Here is an 18,687-nt window from a genome sequence, read left to right on the forward strand (position 1 = left end):
TCAAGATTGCTGTCCGCCGGAGGTTCCGACGGCCGCCGTTCAATCAACCTGCAGCCGCGCCTGTTCCACCAGCTTTCTGGCATCGGCCCTTTCCTTGGCCCAGAACACCGCAAAGGCTTCTGGCGTGCTGCCCACGAGAGGTGTGTAGATGCGTTCAAAGCGTTCGCGCACCTGCGGCATCTGCAGCGTCTCGCGCAGCGCTGCCGAAAATTTGTCCACGATGGGCTGGGGCGTCCCGGCAGGCATGACGACCGCCTGCCACGTCGTCACCTTGAAGCCCGGCACGCCGGACTCGGCCACGGTAGGCACATCGGGCAGGTCCGCCACGCGCTGGTCGCCGCTGACGGCCAGTGCGCGCAGCGAGCCTTCCCGGATGAATGAGGCGGTGGTCGATCGGCTGTCCACCATGAACGAAAGACGCCCGGCCAGCAGATCCTGAAGCGCGGGCGCGCTGCCCTTGTAGGGCACATGCGTCATGGGAACGCCAACGGCCAGCGCAAGCGCGGCGCCAGCCACATGCATGGAACTGCCATGGCCCGCCGACCCATACGACAGCGACGCGTCAGGCTTCTTGGCCGCCTCCACCAGGTCCTGCATGGTGTGGAAAGGCGAATCCTTGGGCACCACGACCACAAGCGGCGAATCCGTCAACTGCGTAACGGGCACGAATGCCTTGCCGGGATCGAGCTCCACGCCCTTGTAGAGATAGGTGTTGATCGCCAGCGGCCCGATGTTGGCCCAGAGTGCCGTATAGCCATCGGGTTCCGCGGTCGCGACGGCCTGGTTGGCGATGTTGCCGTTGGCCCCGGGTTTGTAGCTTGGCACTACGGGCTGTCCCAACCTCTTGGACAGTTCATCCTGCACCATCTTGAAAGCGATGTCCGATGCGCCACCAGGCGCAAAGCCAATGACCATGCGCAGCGGCCTGTCGGGCCATTCCGCCTGCGCCGCACCCGCCGCCATGCAGGCGGCCAGCGCCCAGGCAAGCTTGCCGATGAGTTTCATGCTGTCTCCTTGTCCATCCCGGCGCCGCTAGATCGAGGTGTCGTACTTGACATTCTTGAGCTGCGTGTTTTCATAGACGGCTTCCAGCCCGCGCTCCTTGCCCACACCCGACTGCTTGTATCCGCCAAAGGGCGCGTCGAACGACGTGCGCAGGCCGGTGTTGATGGCCACGCTTCCCGACTGCAGGCCGCGCGCCATCCGCAATGCCCTGCCGCCATCGCGCGTATAGACCACGGCGGCCAGGCCATAGCGGGTGTCGTTGGCAATGCGCAGCGCATCGTCTTCGCCCTGAAAGCCGATCACGGATTGCACCGGGCCAAAGATCTCGTCCTGGGCCGACTGCATGCGTCCATGCGAATTCAGCAACAACGTCGGCGGCACGAAGAACCCATTGGCCGTGTCGCCTTCCAGGGCCATCCTGCCGTGGCGCGCCGGCTGCGCGCCCTCTTCGCCCGCCAGCCGGATGTAGTGTTCGACGCGCTGCTTCTGCACGTCGCTGACCAGCGGTCCCATCTCGGTGGCGGGATCCGTGGGCGATCCGATGCGGACCGCGTCCAGGCGCTGCTGGAGCAGGCTGACGAATTCGGCGCGCACGCTTTCCTGAACCAGCAGCCGCGTGCAGGCGATGCACACCTGTCCGGAATTCTTGATGATGTCGCCCGCCGCCACGGCGGCGGCCTTGTCCAGCGGCGCATCTTCGAACACGATCAACGGCGACTTGCCTCCCAGCTCCAGCGTCACCCGCTTCACGTCCCCGGCCGCTGCCGCGGATATACGCGCGCCCGTCACGGTGCCGCCGGTAAAGGAAACCCTGGACACCAGCGGGTGGGACACCAGGCGTTCGCCGACGGAGGCGCCAGGACCGTTGACGACGTTGATCACACCGGGCGGAAATCCGGCCTCTTCGAAGAGCCGCGCCAGCGCCATGGTGGACAGCGGCGTCACCTCCGATGGCTTGAGGATCACCGTGTTGCCCGCCGCCAGGGCCGGCCCGAGCTTGTTGATGGTGAGCGTCATCGGGTAATTCCACGGCATGATGAGCGCACACACGCCCAGGGGCTCGCGTATCGTGAAATTCAGCACGTCCGTGTTGCCCACGGGGATGGTCTCGCCACGCAGGGCGGGAATGATGCCGGCGAAGTACTCCAGCGACGCCGGCATCCCCTTCAGCGATTCCAGCGAATGCGTGATGGGCTTGCCAACATTCAGCGTTTCAATCCAGGCCAGCTTCTCGCGGTCACGCTCGAACAGGTCGGCCAGGCGGCGCAGCAGCTTGCCGCGCTGGGCAGGCGTGGTCTTGCGCCAATGCGTTTCGTAGGCGGCATGCGCCGCCTGCACGGCGGCGTCCACGTCGGCGCCGTCCGCCTCGTGAACCTGCGCCAGCACCCGCGCGGTGGCCGGATTGAAGGTGTCGAACGTGCGGCCTTCGGCGCCTGTGCGCCAGTTCCCACCGATCAGCAACTCGTACGGGGTTGAATCAATGACATCCATGCGGGGCTCCTTACGCGGCCATCTGCAGGTAAAGGGATTTGATTTCTTCGGGCGCGAGAGTCCGCGGGTGGATGGGCATGGACGCGCTTTGCATCGCCTGGGAAGCAAGCAATGTGGCGTCCTGCTCCGAAAGCGCGAGGTCCGAAAAGCGCAAGGGAATGTCCGCCAGCCGGGCCAGCGATTCGACCGCGTCGATCAAAGTCAGGGCATCGAGTCCGTCGTCGCCGGAATTCGCAATGCCCAGCATTCGCGCGGCCGCCGCATAGGGCGCCGGCGCGGTTTGCGCCGTGTATCGCGACACCACGCTGAAGATCGGGCCCAGGACCTCCGCATGGGCCCCATGCACGCGCGATTCCAGCGGTGTGCACATGGCGTGCACGGCATCCACCTTGCTCATGCCGATGGCCAGCCCAGCCATGTAAGCGCCCATCTGCATGTCGGCTCGCGCCTGCAGGCTGTCCGGGGAACGCAAAACAGCGGGAAGCGCGCGCAGGCACAGCTTGAGCGCGTGCAGCGCCATCGCCTTGCCGACGGGCGAGGGGTCCGTGTTGATCCAGGCGCCCAATGCGTGCAGCGTCGCATCGAACCCGCCTTGCGCGGTGGGGCGCAAGGGCAGGCTCAGCGTCAGGTCCGGTTGCAGCGCGATCAGGGACGGACGCATGCGGTTCGAGCGGTAAAGGCGTTTGCGTCCGTCGTCCGCCTGGACCAGCGCGGCCGAACTGCTTTCGCTTCCCGTGCCTGAAGTCGTGGGCACGGCGATAAAAAGGGGACCGTCGGGAACAGATGCAGAATCCAGCCACGCCTGCCCCTTTGGGGACAGCAATTCGTCGGCCTCCAACCCGCCCGCCAGGCACGCATACGCGGCCTTCGCGACGTCGATGGCGCTACCGCCCCCAACGGCCACGATGCTCGCGCAGTCCAGGGCGCGGCCTTTACGCAGCGCTTCCCGCACCTGGTCCACTGCGGGATTCGGCACCACGCCGTCATAGACATGCCATTGCAGGCCGGGCACCGCGGCAAACGCGGCCTCGACCGTGGAACGCACGGCGCGCCACGTGCTGGCGTCAGTCACCACCAGCGGGGCCTTCAAGCGCGCTCCGGCCGCGATGACCGTGCGAGCCAAGGCGCCGGCGCCCCAATGACAGACACCCGGCCATGCGATGCTGCCCTGAAGCTGAAGCGCGCAATCCTGTTGACCGCTCAAGTCGTCCTCCTCGTCTTGCATAATTTGCTATGCGAATTTATAATTCATTTAGTGAATTGATGATAAAAAAAGGAGCTTGCTGATGTCAAGAGCCTCGCCCCGCGCGTCCTCCAACAACACCACCGAAGAATCCGCCGAACCGGACCGCCAGTTCGTCACCGCGCTTGCCCGCGGGCTGGATATCCTGCGCTGCTTCAACGCCGAACGCCGGATGCTGGGCACGACCGAAATCGCTCATCTCACGGGCCTCGCGCAACCCACGGTCTGGCGTCTGTGCCACACCTTGCAGAAAACCGGCTTTCTCACCACGGTTCCTGGCAAAGACAAACTGCAGTTGGGCATCGCCGCGATCGCGCTGGGCGGGTCCGCGCTGGCGGGCCAGGAAGCGCTGGACGTCATCCGGCCCTTGCTGCAGGAACTGGCCGACCGCTATCAAGTCGCGGTAGCCCTGGGCCGGCGCGACGGCGACAGCATCGTCTACCTGCTGCGCTGCCAAGGAAATTCCCCGTTGCTCATGAACCTGCGCGTGGGCTCGCGCATCCCGCTGTTCAACAGCGCAATCGGATGGGCCTACCTGGCGTGCTGCTCGCAGGAACAGCGCGATGCGCTTCTGGACGAAGCCCGCGCGTCCGGCAAGCTGCCCGACGCGGCCGACCAACAAGCCATGGCCGACGCCATCGCCGGCTACGCCGAACGCGGCTTCGTGTTCCACGAGCGGCCCGCCTTCCAGATCAACACAGTCGCAGCAACCATTGAACTGCCCGCCGACGAGCGTTACGTGGTCAGTTGCGGCGGCCCCGCCTCGCTTCTGCCCCGGCCGCTGATGCTCGACGAAGTCGGCCCAACGCTGCGGCAGTTGGCACGCGAACTGCAACCCATCCTGCTGATGGGGAGGCACGTGTGACGCAGCCCCTCGCGCCGGTCGCAGGCATCGACGTTCCCGACCGCTGGCCCACGCGCATCACCGAGCTGCTCGGCATCCGCTGGCCTCTGCTGCTGGGCGGCATGATGTGGCTGTCCGATGCTCGTCTGGTGGCGGCAATGGTTCGGGCGGGCGGCATGGGATTCATCACCGCGCGCAGCTCGCGCTCAGACGACGACTTCCGGCAGGCGCTGCGCCAGTGCCGCGAGTTGTCCGGGGGCTTGCCATTCGGCGTCAACCTTACGCTGTCGCGCCGCGCCGCCCACAACGACGCCATGCTGGTCAGGCTGCGGATTGCGCTCGAGGAAGGCGTGCGCCTGTTCGAAACAGCGGGCCTGCCGCCCACCCCTCTCTTGCCGGACATTCGCGAAGCCGGCGCCGTGGTGATCCACAAATGCGCACACGTACGCCATGCGGTGGCGGCGCAGAACATGGGGGTGGACGCGGTCACCCTGGTCGGCATGGAAGAAGGCGGCCATCCGGGCAGCAATCCCCTGCCCACCTTTCTGAACGGCGCCTATGCGCTGGAACAACTGCACCTTCCGCTGGCGCTGGGCGGCGGCATCGGCCATGGCCGGCAGATCGCGGCGGCGCTGGCGCTTGGCGCGGACGCCGTGGTGATGGGCAGCGTCTTCACGCCGGCAATGGAAACCCCGGCGCACGCGGCGTACAAGCAGCGCGTGGTCGCCACTGATGCGCATGGCACCCGGGCTGTGCTGGGCAGTCTTGGAGACACGTGGCGCATCCTCGACAACGAAAACGCCCGCAAGGTTGCCGCCCTGGAACAGGCCGGCGCCCGCAGCTACGCGGAATTCGGCGATCTGATCAGCGGCGATCGCACCCAATCCCTCGCCTATCAAGCCGGCCAGCACGAAGAAGGCATGCTCTCCATGGGGCCGGCGGTGGGCTTTGCCCGCGCGGTGGAACCCGTGGCCGACATCGTCCGCCGCCTGCAGGAAGAATGCGTGCGAGCCAGCACGCGCTTCCTGCAAATGACCGCCCGCACCTGACCCTTCGCGGCACGGTCGCCGCTTCCACTTCGATGCCCTGCCCGGCCCCGTCCGGCAGGGCTTTGTTTTATGCCGGCCGCGCCGGCCATCGTCGACGATCCGTGATCTGCAAACGGCAGAAACGCGGCGGACACATTGCACGCGGCTTGGCCGTCGCTGTAATATCAATTCATTCGACGAATTGTTAATTCGCTATGCGAATAAACGCCCGAGGCCGCAGAAGCCTGCCGTCGGATGCCGGTTCCCACTTACCCAGAAGAACAGGAGACAAAAATGAAATTCACGCAGATGGTCGTGGCGGCGGTGCTGGCCGCGGGATACGCGACGGCGGCCCCGGCCGCGGATTGGCCGGACAAGCCCATCAAGGCGGTGATCGGATTTGCGCCCGGAGGGCCTTCCGACATTGCCTTCAAGATGATGCAGGACGAGCTCAGCAAGCATCTCGGCCAACCCGTCATTCCGGAATATCGGCCCGGCGCCAACGGCAACCTTTCCCTGGTGGCCGCGGCCGGCGCCGCGCCGGACGGCTACACCATTCTTTGGACCAACGCGGCCACCATCGCCGTCAACCAGTACCTGTACAAGGACCTGAAGGTGGATCCGGCCAAAGCCTTTGCGCCGGTCGCGCAATTGACGGATTCGCCGCTGGTCGTCGTGGTTCCCAAGGACTCACCCTACAAGACCATGCAGGACCTGATCACCGCCATCAAGGCGGATAGCCAGGCCACGATGACCTACGGATCGCCGGGATTCGGCAGCTCTGCGCACACTGCGGCCTCGTCGCTCGCGCTGGCGCTGGACGCCAAGATCACGCACGTGCCCTACAAGGGCAGCGCGCCGGCGTTGCAGGACCTCGTCGCCGGCCGCCTCACGTTCATGATCGACAGCCGCTCCAGTTCCCTGCCCTATATCAAGGACGGCATGCTACGCCCGCTCGCGGTCAGCGGCGCTACCCGCGTGAAGGACATGCCAGACCTGCCCACCATCGCGGAGTCGGGCGTGCCAGGCTTCAAGGTCACTACGTGGCAGGCAGTCGTGGTTCCGGCAGGCACGCCCAAACCCATTATCGACAAGCTGGCCAAGGCAATCGAAGCCACGGCCGCCATGCCAGTCGTCCAGGAACGCTTCGAACGGATCGCCACGCCGCTGGTAAGCAGTTCGCCGGAAGCGTTCGCGAAGTTCTGGGCAGAGCACCGCGAAACCACGCGCGACCTCGTCGAACGCGCCAACCTGAAGCTGGAATAGCCGCACCGGGCCGCACACAAGGAAATTCGATGAGCAATATCGACCTGACGCCTGAACAGCAGGCGCTGCAGCACAGCATCCGCCGCTTCATGCAGAGCGAAGTGGTTCCCATCGTTGCGCAGCATGAAAAGGCGCGCACTTTTCCCTTCGAGCTGATGCCCCGGCTGGCCGATCTCGGCTACCTGGGCGGCAATCTGCCGGAGTCCGAGGGCGGGCACGGCATCGACATGCCGACGTGGGCCATGATGATGGAAGAGCTGGGCTATCACTGGCTTTCGCTGCGGACCATCGTCAACATCACCAATGGTTCCATCAAGCGGCTTGCCGCGCATGGCACGCCGGCTCAAAAGGAAAAATACCTGAAGCCCCTGATGGCGGGCCGCCTCAAGGCATGCACCGGACTCACCGAACCGAACACGGGGTCCAACATTGCCGGCATCCAGACGCGCGCCGAACTGGTCGGAGACGAATGGGTCATCAACGGCCGCAAACTGTGGATCACCAACGGCTGCGACGCCGACTTCGCCATGGTCGTCGCGCGCACCTTCAGCCCCACCTGCGACGGCAAGCTGTCCACCTTCATCGTTGAACGCGCCCTTGCCAACTACGACGTTCGCAAGCTCGACACCATGGTGTTGCGGTGTTCGGGCACGGCTGAGCTGGGCTTCAGCGACGTGCGCATCCCGCGTGAGAATCTGGTCGGCGTGGAAGGCGCCGCGTTGACCGGTACCCTTAAAGGGCTGGACGCCGCGCGCCTGAACATCGCCATGGGCGCGGTCGGAGCCGCGCAGGCCGCGCTGGACATGTCCATTGACCATGCCCGGCAGCGCGAGCAGTTTGGCCGCCCCATCGGCAGCTTCCAGCTTGTGCAGAAGCACATCGTGGACATGACGGTGCGCGTCGAAGCGGCCCGGGCGCTGGGCATGCGAGCCGCTCATGCGCTCGAAGCGGGCAAGGACGTGCGCCAGGCGTGCTCGATTGCCAAGCTGTACGCCACCGAGGCCGCCCACGAGGTAGCGAGCATGGCGCTGCAGGTGCATGGCGGACTGGGCTACTCGGAGGAATACCCGATCGAGCGGATCTTCAGGGATACGCGCGGCGGCATGATTCCTGAAGGCACCACCGAGATCCAGACCCTGATCGCCGGGCGGGAAATCCTCGGGATGAACGCCATCAGCTAGCGCGCGCCTGCTTCGACTCCACCGGCCACTCCCCCGCCCCCGCCGGCAACGCCGGCAGCGACGCCTGCAACATGGCATCGATGAATTCGGCGGGGGGCAGCCGCCCGCCCGGCTTGTACCACTGCACTGTCAGATTCATGGCCCCCAGCACGCAGCGCTTGATGATGCGCGGGTCGCCCTGAAATAGACCCGTGTCGACCGCCGCCGCCACCACCGATTGCCACATCGCCTCATAGCGGTCGCTAAGCACTTTCACGGCCGCCTGGCTGGATGGCGACAGGCTGCGCCATTCATACACCAGCGCATTCATGGCGTCTCCGCCGGCCCCGTGCAGCATGCTCCACATGTGCACGCGAAACAGCGCCGCCAGCCGGTCGGCGGGCGCGGCATAGGTGGCCAGCGCCCTTTCTCCGTGGTCGATAACTTCCTGGATGCCGTTGTTCATCACCGCCACCAGGATTTCTTCCTTGCTGCGGAAATGATGGAACAGGCTGCCGGACTGCAGTCCGACGGCCCGCGCCAGTTCGCGCACCGTCGTGCGCTCATAGCCATGTTTGCTGAAAAGTCTGCCCGCGGCCAGGACCAGTTCGCGCCGCCGCTCCGTCTCGGCGCCGTCGTCCCGCGTTGCGGCAGTGCCGGTCTTGTCCATGCGGCTCACAGCCTCTGGATGATCGTCGCGGTCGCCATGCCGTGGCCGATGCACATCAGCTGCATGCCGAATTCACCCTCAGTGGCCTCCATTCCCGCCAGCATCTTGCCCATCAGGCCCGCGCCGGTCGCCCCCAGCGGGTGTCCATGCGCGATCGCGCCGCCCCAAGGATTCACGCGCGCCAGATTCGCGCCCAGTTCGCGCTGCCACGCCAGCACCACGCTGGCGAAGGCCTCGTTGATTTCGATCCAGTCGATGTCGTCCAGCGTGAGGCCCGCTCGCGCCAGCGCCTGGCGCGCGGCCGGGATCACGCCGGTAAGCTGCATGACCGGGTCCGATCCGACCACCACCCGCGCGAGGAACCGCGCCCGCGGCCGCAGGCCATCGGCCAGCGCCGTTTCCCGGTCGGCCAGCAGCACCGCCGCCGCGCCGTCCGCAAGCTGGCTGGCGTTGGCTGCGGTCACGCCACCCTGTCCAACTGGCCGCAAGGCCGGCGCCATGGCCGCCATGCGGGAAGCGTCCGTGGTCTGGCGTATGCCTTCGTCGCGGTCCTCGGCCCCGCGCGGACCCGGCAGGAGCTCCGAGTGCAGCCCGGCGCTTGCCGCGGCCCAGGCGCGCGCGTGGCTCTCGCGCGCCCACTGGTCCATCTCTGCTTGCGACAGGCCCCAATGGCTGGCGATCCGTTCCGCGCTCTCGATCTGGTGGATCAGCGGATAGCGCTCCAGCAGCGCGGGGTTCAGCGATTCGAATCCGCGGAACTCCGCCTGCCCCAGCGTCACGTCCAGGAACATCGGCACTCGGCTCATGCTTTCCACGCCGCCCGCCACCACGTAGCGCATGTCGCCGGCGGCGATCGCCTGGGCGCCGAAGTGCACCGCCTGCTGGCTGGAACCGCACATGCGGTTCAGCGCGACCCCCGGCACGCTCTCGGGCAAGCCGGCCAGCATCGCGGCCAGGCGGCCGATATTGGCGCCCTGCTCACCCGCCTGGCTGACGCAGCCGGCGATCAGGTCTTCGACCTTCTCCCCCGGCAACCCGGCGCGCGCCAGCAGCGCCTGCACGGTCTGGGCCAGCAGCGAGTCGGGCCTTGTCTGCGCCCACCATCCACCGCGCCTGCCAAATGGCGTGCGCACCGCTTCCACGATCACGGCTTCGTTCATGCCGGCGTCTCCTCAACGTAGAGCGTTTCGATTTCTTCCGCGTACGTGCGATAGATGCTGGCGCGCCGCACTTTCATCGTCGCCGTCACCTCGCCGTCGTCGTGATCCAGTTCCTTGGTCAGCAGATGGAAACGCTTGATCTGCGCTACGGGCGCCAGCCCGGCGTTGGCGCGCGCGACTTCCTGCTGGACCAGTTCGCGCACCTGCGGGCATTCGGCCAGCGACCGGAAGTGCGTGAACGCGATGCGCCGCGATTCCGCCCATTTTCCCACCGTATCGAATTCAAGCTGGATCAAGGCCGAGACGTACTTGCGCCCATCCGCGATGACGATGCATTCCTTGACATAAGGGCTGCCCTTGACCGCGTTCTCGATCTCGGAGGGCGTCAGGTTCTTGCCGCCCGCCGTGATCATGATGTCCTTCAGCCGGTCCACGATGCGCACGCGCCCGGCGTCCTCGGCCACGACGTCGCCGGTATGCAGCCAGCCGTCACGCACCGTATCGGCGGTGGCGTCCGGGTTCTTGTAATAGCCTTGGAACACCATGTCGCCGCGCACCAGCAGTTCGCCCGCCTCGCCCATGCGCCACTCCACGCCCAGGATGGGCTCGCCCACGGTGCCGACCTTCACGCGGTGCGGATGCTGCCCGAAGATCATGCCGGTCGACTCCGTCAGGCCGTAGACCTCGACAAGTGGCACACCCAACGTGCGGAAGTAGCGCACCACGTCCTGCGGGATCGGCGCCGCGCCGGTCATCGCCACCCGCACCCGTCGCAGTCCGATGAAGTTCTGCAGGGCGCGCAGCACCAGCCAGTACCACAGCCCATACGTCAGGCGCTCGCCGAACCCATACTGCGCCCGCGATTTTTCCAGGAACGGCGCGCACTGCGCCAACGCCTTGCGGTACAGCCACTGCTGCAAGGCCCCGGCCTCCTGCATCTTGATGGAGATGGCCGCGTGCAGCTTTTCCCAGATCCGCGGCACACCCAGGAAGATCGTGGGCGCAACCTCGCGCAGGTCTTCCTGCACGGTACGGATCGACTCCCCAAAATTCACCTGCGCGCCAAGGTAGATGGGCACGAACGTCGTCAGCATCTGCTCGGCGACGTGGCACAGCGGCAGATACGACAGATGCACGGTCGAAGCATCCATCGACAGGCGCTCGGCGATCCCCGGCGCCACGCCGCGCATGTTGCCGTAGCTCAGCATCGCCCCCTTGGGCTTGCCGGTGGATCCCGACGTATAGATCATGAGGCCCGTGTCCTCGAGCCGCTGCGTGTCCAGCGTCGCGTTCAGCGCGGCCTTCTCCACGGCTTCGCGCTCGCGTCCGTCGGCCTCGACGTCCTGGAACGGCACGATGCGTTCCCGGTCGCCTGGCGCATACGAGCGCAGTCCCTTGGTCTCGATCATCACGATGCGGCGCAGGCGCGGCAGCCTGGCGGCCACCTGCAACACCTTGTCGGTCTGCTCCTGGTCCTCGCAGACCACCAGCTCGACGTCGGCGTGCTCCAGCACGTAACCCATCTCCTGAGCCGGGCTGGTGGAATAGACCCCTACGGCCACGCCGCCGACCGCGCCCGCGCCCATCTGAGTCAGCAGCCACTCAACCCTGTTTTCCGACACGATGGCGACACGCCCACCGGGGTTGAGGCCAAGCGCGCGCAACCCCAGCCCGACGCGGCAGGCGCGCTGCCAATAGTCCGCCCACGACAGCGGCTTCCAGATGCCAAAGTCCTTTTGCCGGATGGCGATGGCGGAGGGCTGGCGGCGCGCCTGTTCGCGCAGCATCTGGGGCAAGGTCAGCGCCGGCCAGGCGCCCACGCCGGAATCGAAATGTCTGTTCATCATGAAAGCCACCGCTTGCGGCGCTTGTAGTGCTTGATGTCGCGAAAACCTCGCGCCTCGCCCGATCCGCCCACGCCCAGGTAGAACTCGCGCACGTCCGGGTCCGCCGCCAGCTTCTCGGCCGAGCCGTCGATCACCACCTTGCCGGTCTCCATGATGTACCCGTAATGCGCCACCGCCAGCGCCACGGACGCGTTCTGCTCCACCAGCAGCATCGACACGCCTTGTTCGCTGTTGATGCGCGCGATGATCGAGAAGATGTTCTCGACCAGCATCGGCGACAGGCCCAGTGACGGCTCATCCAGCAGCATCAACTTCGGCTGCGCGATCAGCGCCCGGCCAATGGCCAGCATCTGCTGCTCGCCACCCGACAGGTATCCGGCCAGGCCTCGGCGACGTTCGAACAAGCGTGGGAAGTATCCATACACCAGGTCGAAATCCACCTTCGCTCCGGACCTGCCCGTCAGCGCGTACGTCGCGGCCACCAGGTTTTCTTCCACGGTCAGGTCCTCGAACACGCGCCGCCCTTCCATCACGTGCGCCAGGCCCGACCGGACCAGGTTCTGCGGCTTGACGCCCGAGGTGTCGCCGCCGCCGAACAGGATCTGCCCCCGCACCAGCGCCCCGTCCTCCAGGTCCAACAAGCCGGAAACCGCCTTGAGCGTGGTGGATTTTCCGGCCCCGTTGCTGCCCAACAGCGCAACGATGCTGCCGTCGGGCACTGATAGGGACAGCCCGCGCAGCACCTGCACCGCCTTGTTGTAGACGACTTCGATATTGTTGATATCGAGCACCGCCGGCGCACCGGCGATGCTTTGCGCACGCGCGTCATGTCCCGGATTCACGTCGTCCTCACTTCAGCACGATCCAGTCTGACGCCGGCACCATCTGCTTCTGCTTCACATCGGCGCGATAGATCCGCCCCACCGGTATGGAGTTGCCCTTGATGGTGATGGGCACGCCGATCAGGCCGCCGGTATCGAAGTCCTTGATGCCGTCCAGCGCAGCTTTCATGTTGGCGGCGGTCAGATCCTTGCCGGCGTCGAGCGTGCGCTTGGCGACTTCGGAGAACAGCATGGCCGCCAGGAAACCCTGCATGTAGCCGGTGCTCTGGTACTGCGGACGCATCTCGCGGATCTTCTTGAGCATCGGCGCGTCCGCGGCCGTGTCGTAGTAATAGCGGTACGGCATCACGCCCATGAAGCCCTCGGCGTCCTCGCCCATCTGCATCACGGTCGAGTTGTCCATGGTCCAGAAGGTGCCCATGTAGCGCGTCTTCAAGCCCATGCGCTTGCCCTGCCCGACGAACTCCGGAATGGGCGCCAGCACGTAACCATGGAAAATCGTGAAGTCCGGATCCGCGCGGCGCAGCTTGATGACTTCGGTGGACACGTCCACGCTGCCCGGCGGCGTCATGATTTCCGTGGCCACCTTCAGCCCCAGCTTTTCGGCCACCGCGCGCGAACTGGCGATGGGATCACGGCCGAACTCGGTATCCGAATACACGAACGCCACCTTGGCGCCCGGCTGCTCCTTCGCGATGTAGCGCAGCAGGATGCCGAACATTTCGGTGTAATCGGGCCCCAGCATGAACTGGGCGGGATACTTGGCCGGATCGTTCAGCTCGGTCGCGAACGATGCGCCCGTCATCAGGATGTCGCCGGTGCGGTTCAGCTCGGCGTTGATCGTCTTCGAAAACCCCGTCGAATCGCCATAGTAGAAGTTCACCTTGTTCTGGCTGGTGATCTTCTTGAATGCGGCCACGGATGCGTCCACCTTGTACGCCGTGTCCTCCGGCACGTAACGCAGCTTGCGGCCCTTGATGCCGCCCTGGTCATTGATGATTTTCACGTAGTCCGTGATACCGGCGTGGATGCCCTGGCCCGCAAACGCGAACACGCCGCTCAGAGGAATCGAGCCCCCAAGCACCAGATCCTCGGCCGCCTGGGCCGCGGGCGCCGCCGCCAATGCCGCCGCCAGGCCCAACGGGGCCAACAACCTCGATAAACCGCTGCCTATCCGGATGCGCTTCATGGTTTGTCTCCTGGGTCTTATGGGTGGCCATCGCGCCGGGCGCGGGTCGCTACGTGCGAAATGGCCAGAGGTGAAAGAATCGGCGCGCGCGCCGCCAGATTTCCGCGAGCCCGTGCGGCTCGAAGATCAGGAAGCCCACGATCAGCAGGCCGAAAACAATGGTGCGCACGGGAGAGATCAGCCGCAACGCGTCGCCGCCGACGGGCAGCCAACCGACCACCAGCTTCAGGAACTCGGGCACCATCGTCATGAAGATGGCGCCCAGGATGGATCCCAGGATCGAGCCCATGCCGCCCACGATGATGGCCGCCAGGAAGAAGATCGACATGATCAGCGGAAAGCTCTCCGGCGTGACCACGCGGAAGAAGTAGGCCCACAGGCCTCCGGCCACGCCTGCGTAGAACGACGACAGTCCAAAGGACAGCAGCTTGTAGCGCAACAGCCGGATGCCCAGCACTTCGGCCGAGATGTCGCGGTCGCGAATGGCGATGAAGGCCCTGCCGATGCGTGTGCGGAAGAGGTTCGCCGCCCCGAGCACCATCAAGACAGTCACCGGGACGATCAGCCAATAGATCTTGAACGAGGTGTCCAGGTCCACGCCCAGCACTCGGGCCGGCGGCACTTGCAGACCGGTCGTTCCGCCCGTGAACTGCCAGTTCGCAAAGATGAAATGCGCAATGAACGATGCCGCGATCGTGGCGATGGCCAGGTAAAGCCCCTTCACCCTCAGCGACGGTATGCCAACCAGCAACCCGCCCACCATCGCCACCACGCCCCCGCCTAGCAGGTTCAACAGCACCGGCGTGCCCAGGTGCAGTTCCATCACGGCGACCGTGTAGGCGCCCAGCCCCATGAATGCCGCCTGCCCCAGGCTGACCAGCCCCGTATACCCGGTCAGGATATTCAGCCCGGTGGCGCTGGCGATGTTGATCGCGACCAGGCAGGCCAGGTACAGCCAATAGGCGTTCGCGAAGAAGGGAAACAGCGCCAGCGACGCGGCCAGCAGCGCCAGCCACACGTGCTGGGTGCGCGTGTCGAACAGCGCCTCGTCGGCCAGGTAGGTCTGCTTGGCGGTAGCGATGCGCATGGATCAGAGCCTCTCGATTTCACGGGTGCCGAACAGGCCATAGGGCCTGGCCATCAGCACCACGACCAGCACGACGAACGTGGCCAGCAGCTTGTATTCGCCGCCCATATAGGCGCCGGCCCAGGCTTCCAGCAAGCCGATGAAGATGCCGCCCACGAGCGCCCCGGCCACGCTGTCCAAGCCGCCCACGATCACCACCACCAGCACCGACAGGCCGAACACGCCCATTGACGACGAAATCCCCCCGATGGCGCCCACGATCACGCCCGACACCGCGGCGATCGCGCCCGCCGTCACCCAGGCCAGCGAAAACACACGCGGCACATTGATGCCCATGGCATAGGCCGCCCCCTGGTCCGACGCTGTTGCGCGCAGCGCCACGCCACCGCGCCAGTAACGGAACACCACCAGCACCAGCAGCGCCAATACCACCGCCACCCAGAACCCGTAGAACACCTTGGGAGCCACGAAAGCCTCGCCCACCATGACAGGCGCGCGAGGCATGAATTCAGGCAGGCGGCGCTGGTCGGCCGTCCAGATGAGTTCCACCGCGCCCACGAGGATCGACGCCAGGCCCACGGTGATCATGAACACGGAGATCGGCGCCTCGCCCAGCATCGGCCGTATCGTCAGGCGCTCGACCACCGCGCCCAGCGCGCCGGACACCACGACCGCGCCCACAATGGCCATCCAGATCGGCCACTCCATGCCCGTCGCGAATGCGTAGAACACATACGCGCCCAGCATCAGGAACTCGCCGATCGCGATGTTGACGACACGCGTCGCCTTGTACACGATGACGAACGCCAGAGCGGCCAACGCATACAGGCCGCCGCTGCCCAGGCCGGCCAGCGAAACTTCCAGGAAGAACAGCCAATCCATCAGGCCGCCTCCTTCAGACGGCGGCGCAGGTCGCCGACGTCGCCCGCGCCCAGATAGGCCTTGATGACTTCAGGATTGGCTTGCACCTCGGACGGCGTGCCGTCGGCAATGACCTGCCCGAAGTTCAGCACCACGACGTGGTCCGACAGGTCCATCACCATGCCCATGTCGTGCTCCACCATCAGCACCGTCACGCCCCATTCGGACCGCGCGTCCAGGATGAACCGCGCCATGTCGTCGGTCTCTTCGCGGTTCATGCCCGCGACCGGCTCGTCCAGCATCAGCACCTTGGGATTCATCGCCAGCGCGCGCGCCAGTTCCACGCGCTTTTGCAGTCCGTAGGACAGCGCCGCCACCGGCGCGTGCCGGATGTGATCGATCTCCAGGAAATCGATGATGCGCTCCTCGATGTCGGCTCGCAGCGCCATTTCCTCGCGGCGCGCGCGCCCGAAGTAGAACAGCGCATCCAGGACGTTGGTGCGCAGGTGCGCGTGCCGCCCCAGCTTGATGTTGTCCAGCACGGTCATGCCGCGGAACAGCGCAATGTTCTGAAAGCTGCGGGCCAGTCCCAGCTTTGCCCGTTCGGGCGCCGGCATGCGCGTGATGTCGCGCCCTTCGAAGCGGATCTGCCCCGAGGCCGGTTTGTAGAAACCCGAAATGGTGTTGAACAGCGAGGTCTTGCCGGCGCCGTTCGGGCCGATGACCGTGGTGATGGAGCCCGGCGCCACGCGAAAGCCCACGCTCGTCAGCGCCTTGACCCCGCCAAACGCCAGCGTCACTCCCTCCGCCTCTAGCAAGGCAGGCCTGTCGGACTGATCCACCATTTGTCTCCTCGCTTTTTTTATGCGAAGTTTTTTTGCCGCCTGTGGCGGACATTTTTTTTACGACGGTGAACCTGGCGAACCCGCGAGGCAGGAGATGCAACGAACCTGTCTTTACCTACGCCAGTACAGCGCCGGAAAATCGTTCTATGCGTTACGCTAAGCGTGCTTAAAACAAAACCAAGCAAGCGCTCGGTTCAGACCATAGCATCGCGGTTTTTGGATCGACAGTTGGTACTTACCCGAAACGGAGACGCGCCATGACCCAGGAACTTCCAGTCTTCCAGACGCTGCTGCTGCACATCGACGGCGCGCTCGCGACCGTCACGCTGAACCGGGCGGATACGCTCAACGCCATCGACGTCGCCATGGCTCGCGACCTGCTTCGAGCCGCCCAATGGCTGGAAACACGCGACGCCGTGCGCGTCGTGCTGCTGCGCGCCGAGGGCAAGGCTTTCTGCGCGGGCGGCGACATCAGCATGTTCACGGGCGAACCTGCCGCGGTGCGCGCCACCCTGTCCGATCTCTTCACACCGCTCAACGATTTCGTCTCACGCATCGCGCGCATGGACAAAGTGTGGCTCGCACAGGCGCACGGCGTCGCCGCGGGCGCAGGCCTGTCGCTCGTGCTTGCTTGCGACCTCGCCATCGCAGACGCCGGCACGCGTTTCATAACCGCCTACCTGAAGCTCGGCGCCACGCCGGATGCCGGCATGACGCACGGTCTGATGCGTGTGGTCGGCCCGAAGCGCGCGCTGGACTTGCTGTTGCGACACGATCCCTTCACTGCGCAAGACGCGCTGGACTGGGGCATCATCACTCGTACGGCGCCCGCCGGTGAACTGAGCGCGGCCGCGCAGGCTTACGCGCAAGACATTGCGCAACACGCGCCGCATGGAATTGCCGGCGCCAAGGCTTTGTTGCGTTCGGCGCAGCATGCTTCGCTGGAAACCCAGCTGGCCGAGGAAACGGCGCGCTTCCTCCATTCCGCAGGCCGCGCCGACTTTGCCGAAGGCGTCAAGGCGTTCCGCGAAAAGCGCCCTGCCCGCTTTACCGGGCAGTAGCGCTAACGCGGCGCGCGAATTCTGGCGGCGTGGATCGCCGCTTCGCGCATCAGACGATCCGCTTTTCGACCGCTTGCGCCCAGCGCCGCGCCACCGCGGGCGAGGTCGCGCAGGTGGCGGATTCGGTCACCACCCGCACTGCCCGCTCCAGCAGCTGGATGTCGGCTTCGTGCTGGCGCGCCACATGGGGATCTTCAAAGAAGATCACGCGCTGGCATTGATGCTCGAGCACCAATTCCGCGATCTGCGCATCGCCGCCCAGCGGCCCGCTCAGATAACGGTGCACCCAGGGCGTGTCCTTGGGCCAGCCACGCGACCAGGCCAGTTCGTTCAGTCGGCCGCCGGTGGTGCCGGTGGCCACGCGGCGTGCAAAGCGGGACAACACGTCGAAGTGCTCGCTGGCAAACGCGACCATTTCGTCCTTGAGCGCATCGTGGGCGATCATGGCGAGGGTCTGGCCCGTAAAGTTGAAATGGCGCGACACGGATGCGTCCGGCGCCAACCCTGCGTGGATGCGCTCGACTTCCATCCACTCGATCGCGCCGGCCAGCGTCGAAATGAACGGGCGGCCATGCGTGATGCATTGGCGCTTGAGCGCCAGCGCTTCGGGAAAGATCGACGAAGGATCGACGGGATCGATCAGGTAGATCGCGCCGTCGAACGGCGCCTGTCCGTCGCGCCCTTCAGTCACGCGCGCCACCAGCTTCATCAGGCCGCCTTCACGGCCATAGGGATAGCGGATCAGGCCGGAATAACCCTGCAGCATGCCTTCGCGCACGATCGCATCGTGGGTGCGGCCCACGGTGTGCAACTGCACGCCCAGCTCGCGTATGGTGGACGAACACGCGCGCAGCCACGTAAACAACGCGGCGTCGGGAGTTTCGTGGTGCAGCCGGTTGGCGGCCAGGCCAAAACGCAATTGGGCAGCGGGCATCGGTAGACTCGGGGCAGAAAGGACAACTTACGGATCCCCGATGATACCGTGGCCTGGCGACCGCGGCATGTCACCGCTTACGACACGCGGCGCCGTCTTTCGAACGCGCGGTCGGCCCAAATGACAAACGCTCCCTTCGGGAGCGTTTTCTGGG

At 65.7% G+C, this 18,687-nt stretch carries 17 protein-coding genes; 5 read left to right on the forward strand and 12 right to left on the reverse strand.

Translation table 11 applies throughout. From position 1 onward, the window contains the following. Window positions 1–39: 39 nt before the first annotated feature. The 3 genes from RT614_RS15675 to RT614_RS15685 are packed head-to-tail and all read right to left on the reverse strand — an operon-like array spanning window position 40 to window position 3,700. On the reverse strand, window positions 40–1,005 hold the full coding sequence (locus RT614_RS15675) for a tripartite tricarboxylate transporter substrate binding protein (protein WP_313623047.1): 966 nt from the start codon (window positions 1,003–1,005) through the stop codon (window positions 40–42). A gap of 27 nt (window positions 1,006–1,032) precedes the next feature. Then, window positions 1,033–2,496 carry an aldehyde dehydrogenase family protein gene (locus RT614_RS15680; RefSeq protein WP_313623048.1) on the reverse strand — a complete coding sequence of 488 codons (1,464 nt, stop codon included), beginning with the start codon at window positions 2,494–2,496 and terminating at the stop codon, window positions 1,033–1,035. Window positions 2,497–2,506: 10 nt separating this feature from the next. Continuing rightward, window positions 2,507–3,700, reverse strand: coding sequence for an iron-containing alcohol dehydrogenase (locus RT614_RS15685; RefSeq protein WP_313623049.1), 1,194 nt, complete (start codon window positions 3,698–3,700; stop codon window positions 2,507–2,509). 82 nt (window positions 3,701–3,782) lie between these two features. Here RT614_RS15685 and RT614_RS15690 point away from each other — a divergent pair, with 82 nt between their 5' ends. From RT614_RS15690 to RT614_RS15705, 4 genes are all read left to right on the forward strand, one after another. Next, entirely contained in the window at window positions 3,783–4,604 is an 822-nt protein-coding gene (locus tag RT614_RS15690) for an IclR family transcriptional regulator (protein ID WP_313623050.1), read from the forward strand. Continuing rightward, entirely contained in the window at window positions 4,601–5,632 is a 1,032-nt protein-coding gene (locus RT614_RS15695; protein ID WP_313623051.1) for a nitronate monooxygenase, read from the forward strand. The genes RT614_RS15690 and RT614_RS15695 overlap by 4 nt, the downstream gene beginning before the upstream one ends. 273 nt (window positions 5,633–5,905) lie before the next feature. Next, window positions 5,906–6,877, forward strand: a complete 972-nt coding sequence (locus tag RT614_RS15700) for a tripartite tricarboxylate transporter substrate binding protein (RefSeq protein WP_313623052.1) — start codon at window positions 5,906–5,908, stop codon at window positions 6,875–6,877. Window positions 6,878–6,906: 29 nt separating this feature from the next. Beyond that, entirely contained in the window at window positions 6,907–8,058 is a 1,152-nt protein-coding gene (locus RT614_RS15705; RefSeq protein ID WP_313623053.1) for an acyl-CoA dehydrogenase family protein, read from the forward strand. Here the strand turns inward: RT614_RS15705 and RT614_RS15710 are convergent. From RT614_RS15710 to RT614_RS15745, 8 genes are read right to left on the reverse strand one after another with little or no spacing between them, the layout of a single operon-like run. Then, on the reverse strand, window positions 8,051–8,707 hold the full coding sequence (locus tag RT614_RS15710) for a TetR/AcrR family transcriptional regulator (RefSeq protein ID WP_313623054.1): 657 nt from the start codon (window positions 8,705–8,707) through the stop codon (window positions 8,051–8,053). The genes RT614_RS15705 and RT614_RS15710 overlap by 8 nt on opposite strands. A 5-nt stretch (window positions 8,708–8,712) precedes the next feature. Then, window positions 8,713–9,867, reverse strand: a complete 1,155-nt coding sequence (locus tag RT614_RS15715; RefSeq protein WP_313623055.1) for a thiolase family protein — start codon at window positions 9,865–9,867, stop codon at window positions 8,713–8,715. After that, on the reverse strand, window positions 9,864–11,714 hold the full coding sequence (locus tag RT614_RS15720) for an AMP-dependent synthetase/ligase (RefSeq protein WP_313623056.1): 1,851 nt from the start codon (window positions 11,712–11,714) through the stop codon (window positions 9,864–9,866). Before RT614_RS15720 ends, RT614_RS15715 begins: the two co-directional genes overlap by 4 nt. Then, window positions 11,711–12,505: an ABC transporter ATP-binding protein gene (locus RT614_RS15725; protein WP_313623227.1), complete on the reverse strand. Its 795-nt coding sequence runs from the start codon at window positions 12,503–12,505 to the stop codon at window positions 11,711–11,713. Before RT614_RS15725 ends, RT614_RS15720 begins: the two co-directional genes overlap by 4 nt. Window positions 12,506–12,563: 58 nt before the next feature. Further along, window positions 12,564–13,745, reverse strand: a complete 1,182-nt coding sequence (locus RT614_RS15730; RefSeq protein WP_313623057.1) for an ABC transporter substrate-binding protein — start codon at window positions 13,743–13,745, stop codon at window positions 12,564–12,566. 49 nt (window positions 13,746–13,794) lie between these two features. Further along, window positions 13,795–14,832: a branched-chain amino acid ABC transporter permease gene (locus RT614_RS15735; RefSeq protein ID WP_313623058.1), complete on the reverse strand. Its 1,038-nt coding sequence runs from the start codon at window positions 14,830–14,832 to the stop codon at window positions 13,795–13,797. A 3-nt stretch (window positions 14,833–14,835) separates the two neighbouring features. Beyond that, a complete protein-coding gene (locus RT614_RS15740) occupies window positions 14,836–15,714 on the reverse strand; it encodes a branched-chain amino acid ABC transporter permease (protein WP_313623059.1) in 879 nt (292 codons plus the stop codon). Beyond that, window positions 15,714–16,538 (reverse strand): ABC transporter ATP-binding protein, encoded by an 825-nt coding sequence (locus tag RT614_RS15745; protein ID WP_313623060.1) that lies wholly within the window; start codon window positions 16,536–16,538, stop codon window positions 15,714–15,716. The genes RT614_RS15740 and RT614_RS15745 overlap by 1 nt, the downstream gene beginning before the upstream one ends. A gap of 257 nt (window positions 16,539–16,795) precedes the next feature. On the opposite strand from RT614_RS15745, the gene RT614_RS15750 reads away from it, so the two are divergent. After that, entirely contained in the window at window positions 16,796–17,599 is an 804-nt protein-coding gene (locus RT614_RS15750; RefSeq protein WP_313623061.1) for an enoyl-CoA hydratase/isomerase family protein, read from the forward strand. Between the two features lie 49 nt (window positions 17,600–17,648). Here RT614_RS15750 and RT614_RS15755 read toward each other — a convergent pair whose 3' ends face one another. Further along, complete coding sequence (locus tag RT614_RS15755) at window positions 17,649–18,533, reverse strand: methylglyoxal synthase (protein WP_313623062.1); 885 nt, start codon at window positions 18,531–18,533, stop codon at window positions 17,649–17,651. Between the last annotated feature and the right edge of the window lie 154 nt (window positions 18,534–18,687).

The sequence above is a fragment of the Achromobacter sp. genome (assembly GCF_032102605.1).
GTDB lineage: Bacteria > Pseudomonadota > Gammaproteobacteria > Burkholderiales > Burkholderiaceae_B > Achromobacter.

What these genes read in the sequence shown, in the direction of transcription:
- RT614_RS15675 (WP_313623047.1), bottom strand. Translation starts at nt 1,005, where the DNA reads ATGAAACTCATCGGCAAGCTTGCCTGGGCGCTGGCCGCCTGCATGGCG.
- RT614_RS15680 (WP_313623048.1), bottom strand. Translation starts at nt 2,496, where the DNA reads ATGGATGTCATTGATTCAACCCCGTACGAGTTGCTGATCGGTGGGAAC.
- RT614_RS15690 (WP_313623050.1), top strand. Translation starts at nt 3,783, where the DNA reads ATGTCAAGAGCCTCGCCCCGCGCGTCCTCCAACAACACCACCGAAGAA.
- RT614_RS15700 (WP_313623052.1), top strand. Translation starts at nt 5,906, where the DNA reads ATGAAATTCACGCAGATGGTCGTGGCGGCGGTGCTGGCCGCGGGATAC.
- RT614_RS15705 (WP_313623053.1), top strand. Translation starts at nt 6,907, where the DNA reads ATGAGCAATATCGACCTGACGCCTGAACAGCAGGCGCTGCAGCACAGC.
- RT614_RS15710 (WP_313623054.1), bottom strand. Translation starts at nt 8,707, where the DNA reads ATGGACAAGACCGGCACTGCCGCAACGCGGGACGACGGCGCCGAGACG.
- RT614_RS15715 (WP_313623055.1), bottom strand. Translation starts at nt 9,867, where the DNA reads ATGAACGAAGCCGTGATCGTGGAAGCGGTGCGCACGCCATTTGGCAGG.
- RT614_RS15720 (WP_313623056.1), bottom strand. Translation starts at nt 11,714, where the DNA reads ATGATGAACAGACATTTCGATTCCGGCGTGGGCGCCTGGCCGGCGCTG.
- RT614_RS15730 (WP_313623057.1), bottom strand. Translation starts at nt 13,745, where the DNA reads ATGAAGCGCATCCGGATAGGCAGCGGTTTATCGAGGTTGTTGGCCCCG.
- RT614_RS15735 (WP_313623058.1), bottom strand. Translation starts at nt 14,832, where the DNA reads ATGCGCATCGCTACCGCCAAGCAGACCTACCTGGCCGACGAGGCGCTG.
- RT614_RS15740 (WP_313623059.1), bottom strand. Translation starts at nt 15,714, where the DNA reads ATGGATTGGCTGTTCTTCCTGGAAGTTTCGCTGGCCGGCCTGGGCAGC.
- RT614_RS15745 (WP_313623060.1), bottom strand. Translation starts at nt 16,538, where the DNA reads ATGGTGGATCAGTCCGACAGGCCTGCCTTGCTAGAGGCGGAGGGAGTG.
- RT614_RS15750 (WP_313623061.1), top strand. Translation starts at nt 16,796, where the DNA reads ATGACCCAGGAACTTCCAGTCTTCCAGACGCTGCTGCTGCACATCGAC.
- RT614_RS15755 (WP_313623062.1), bottom strand. Translation starts at nt 18,533, where the DNA reads ATGCCCGCTGCCCAATTGCGTTTTGGCCTGGCCGCCAACCGGCTGCAC.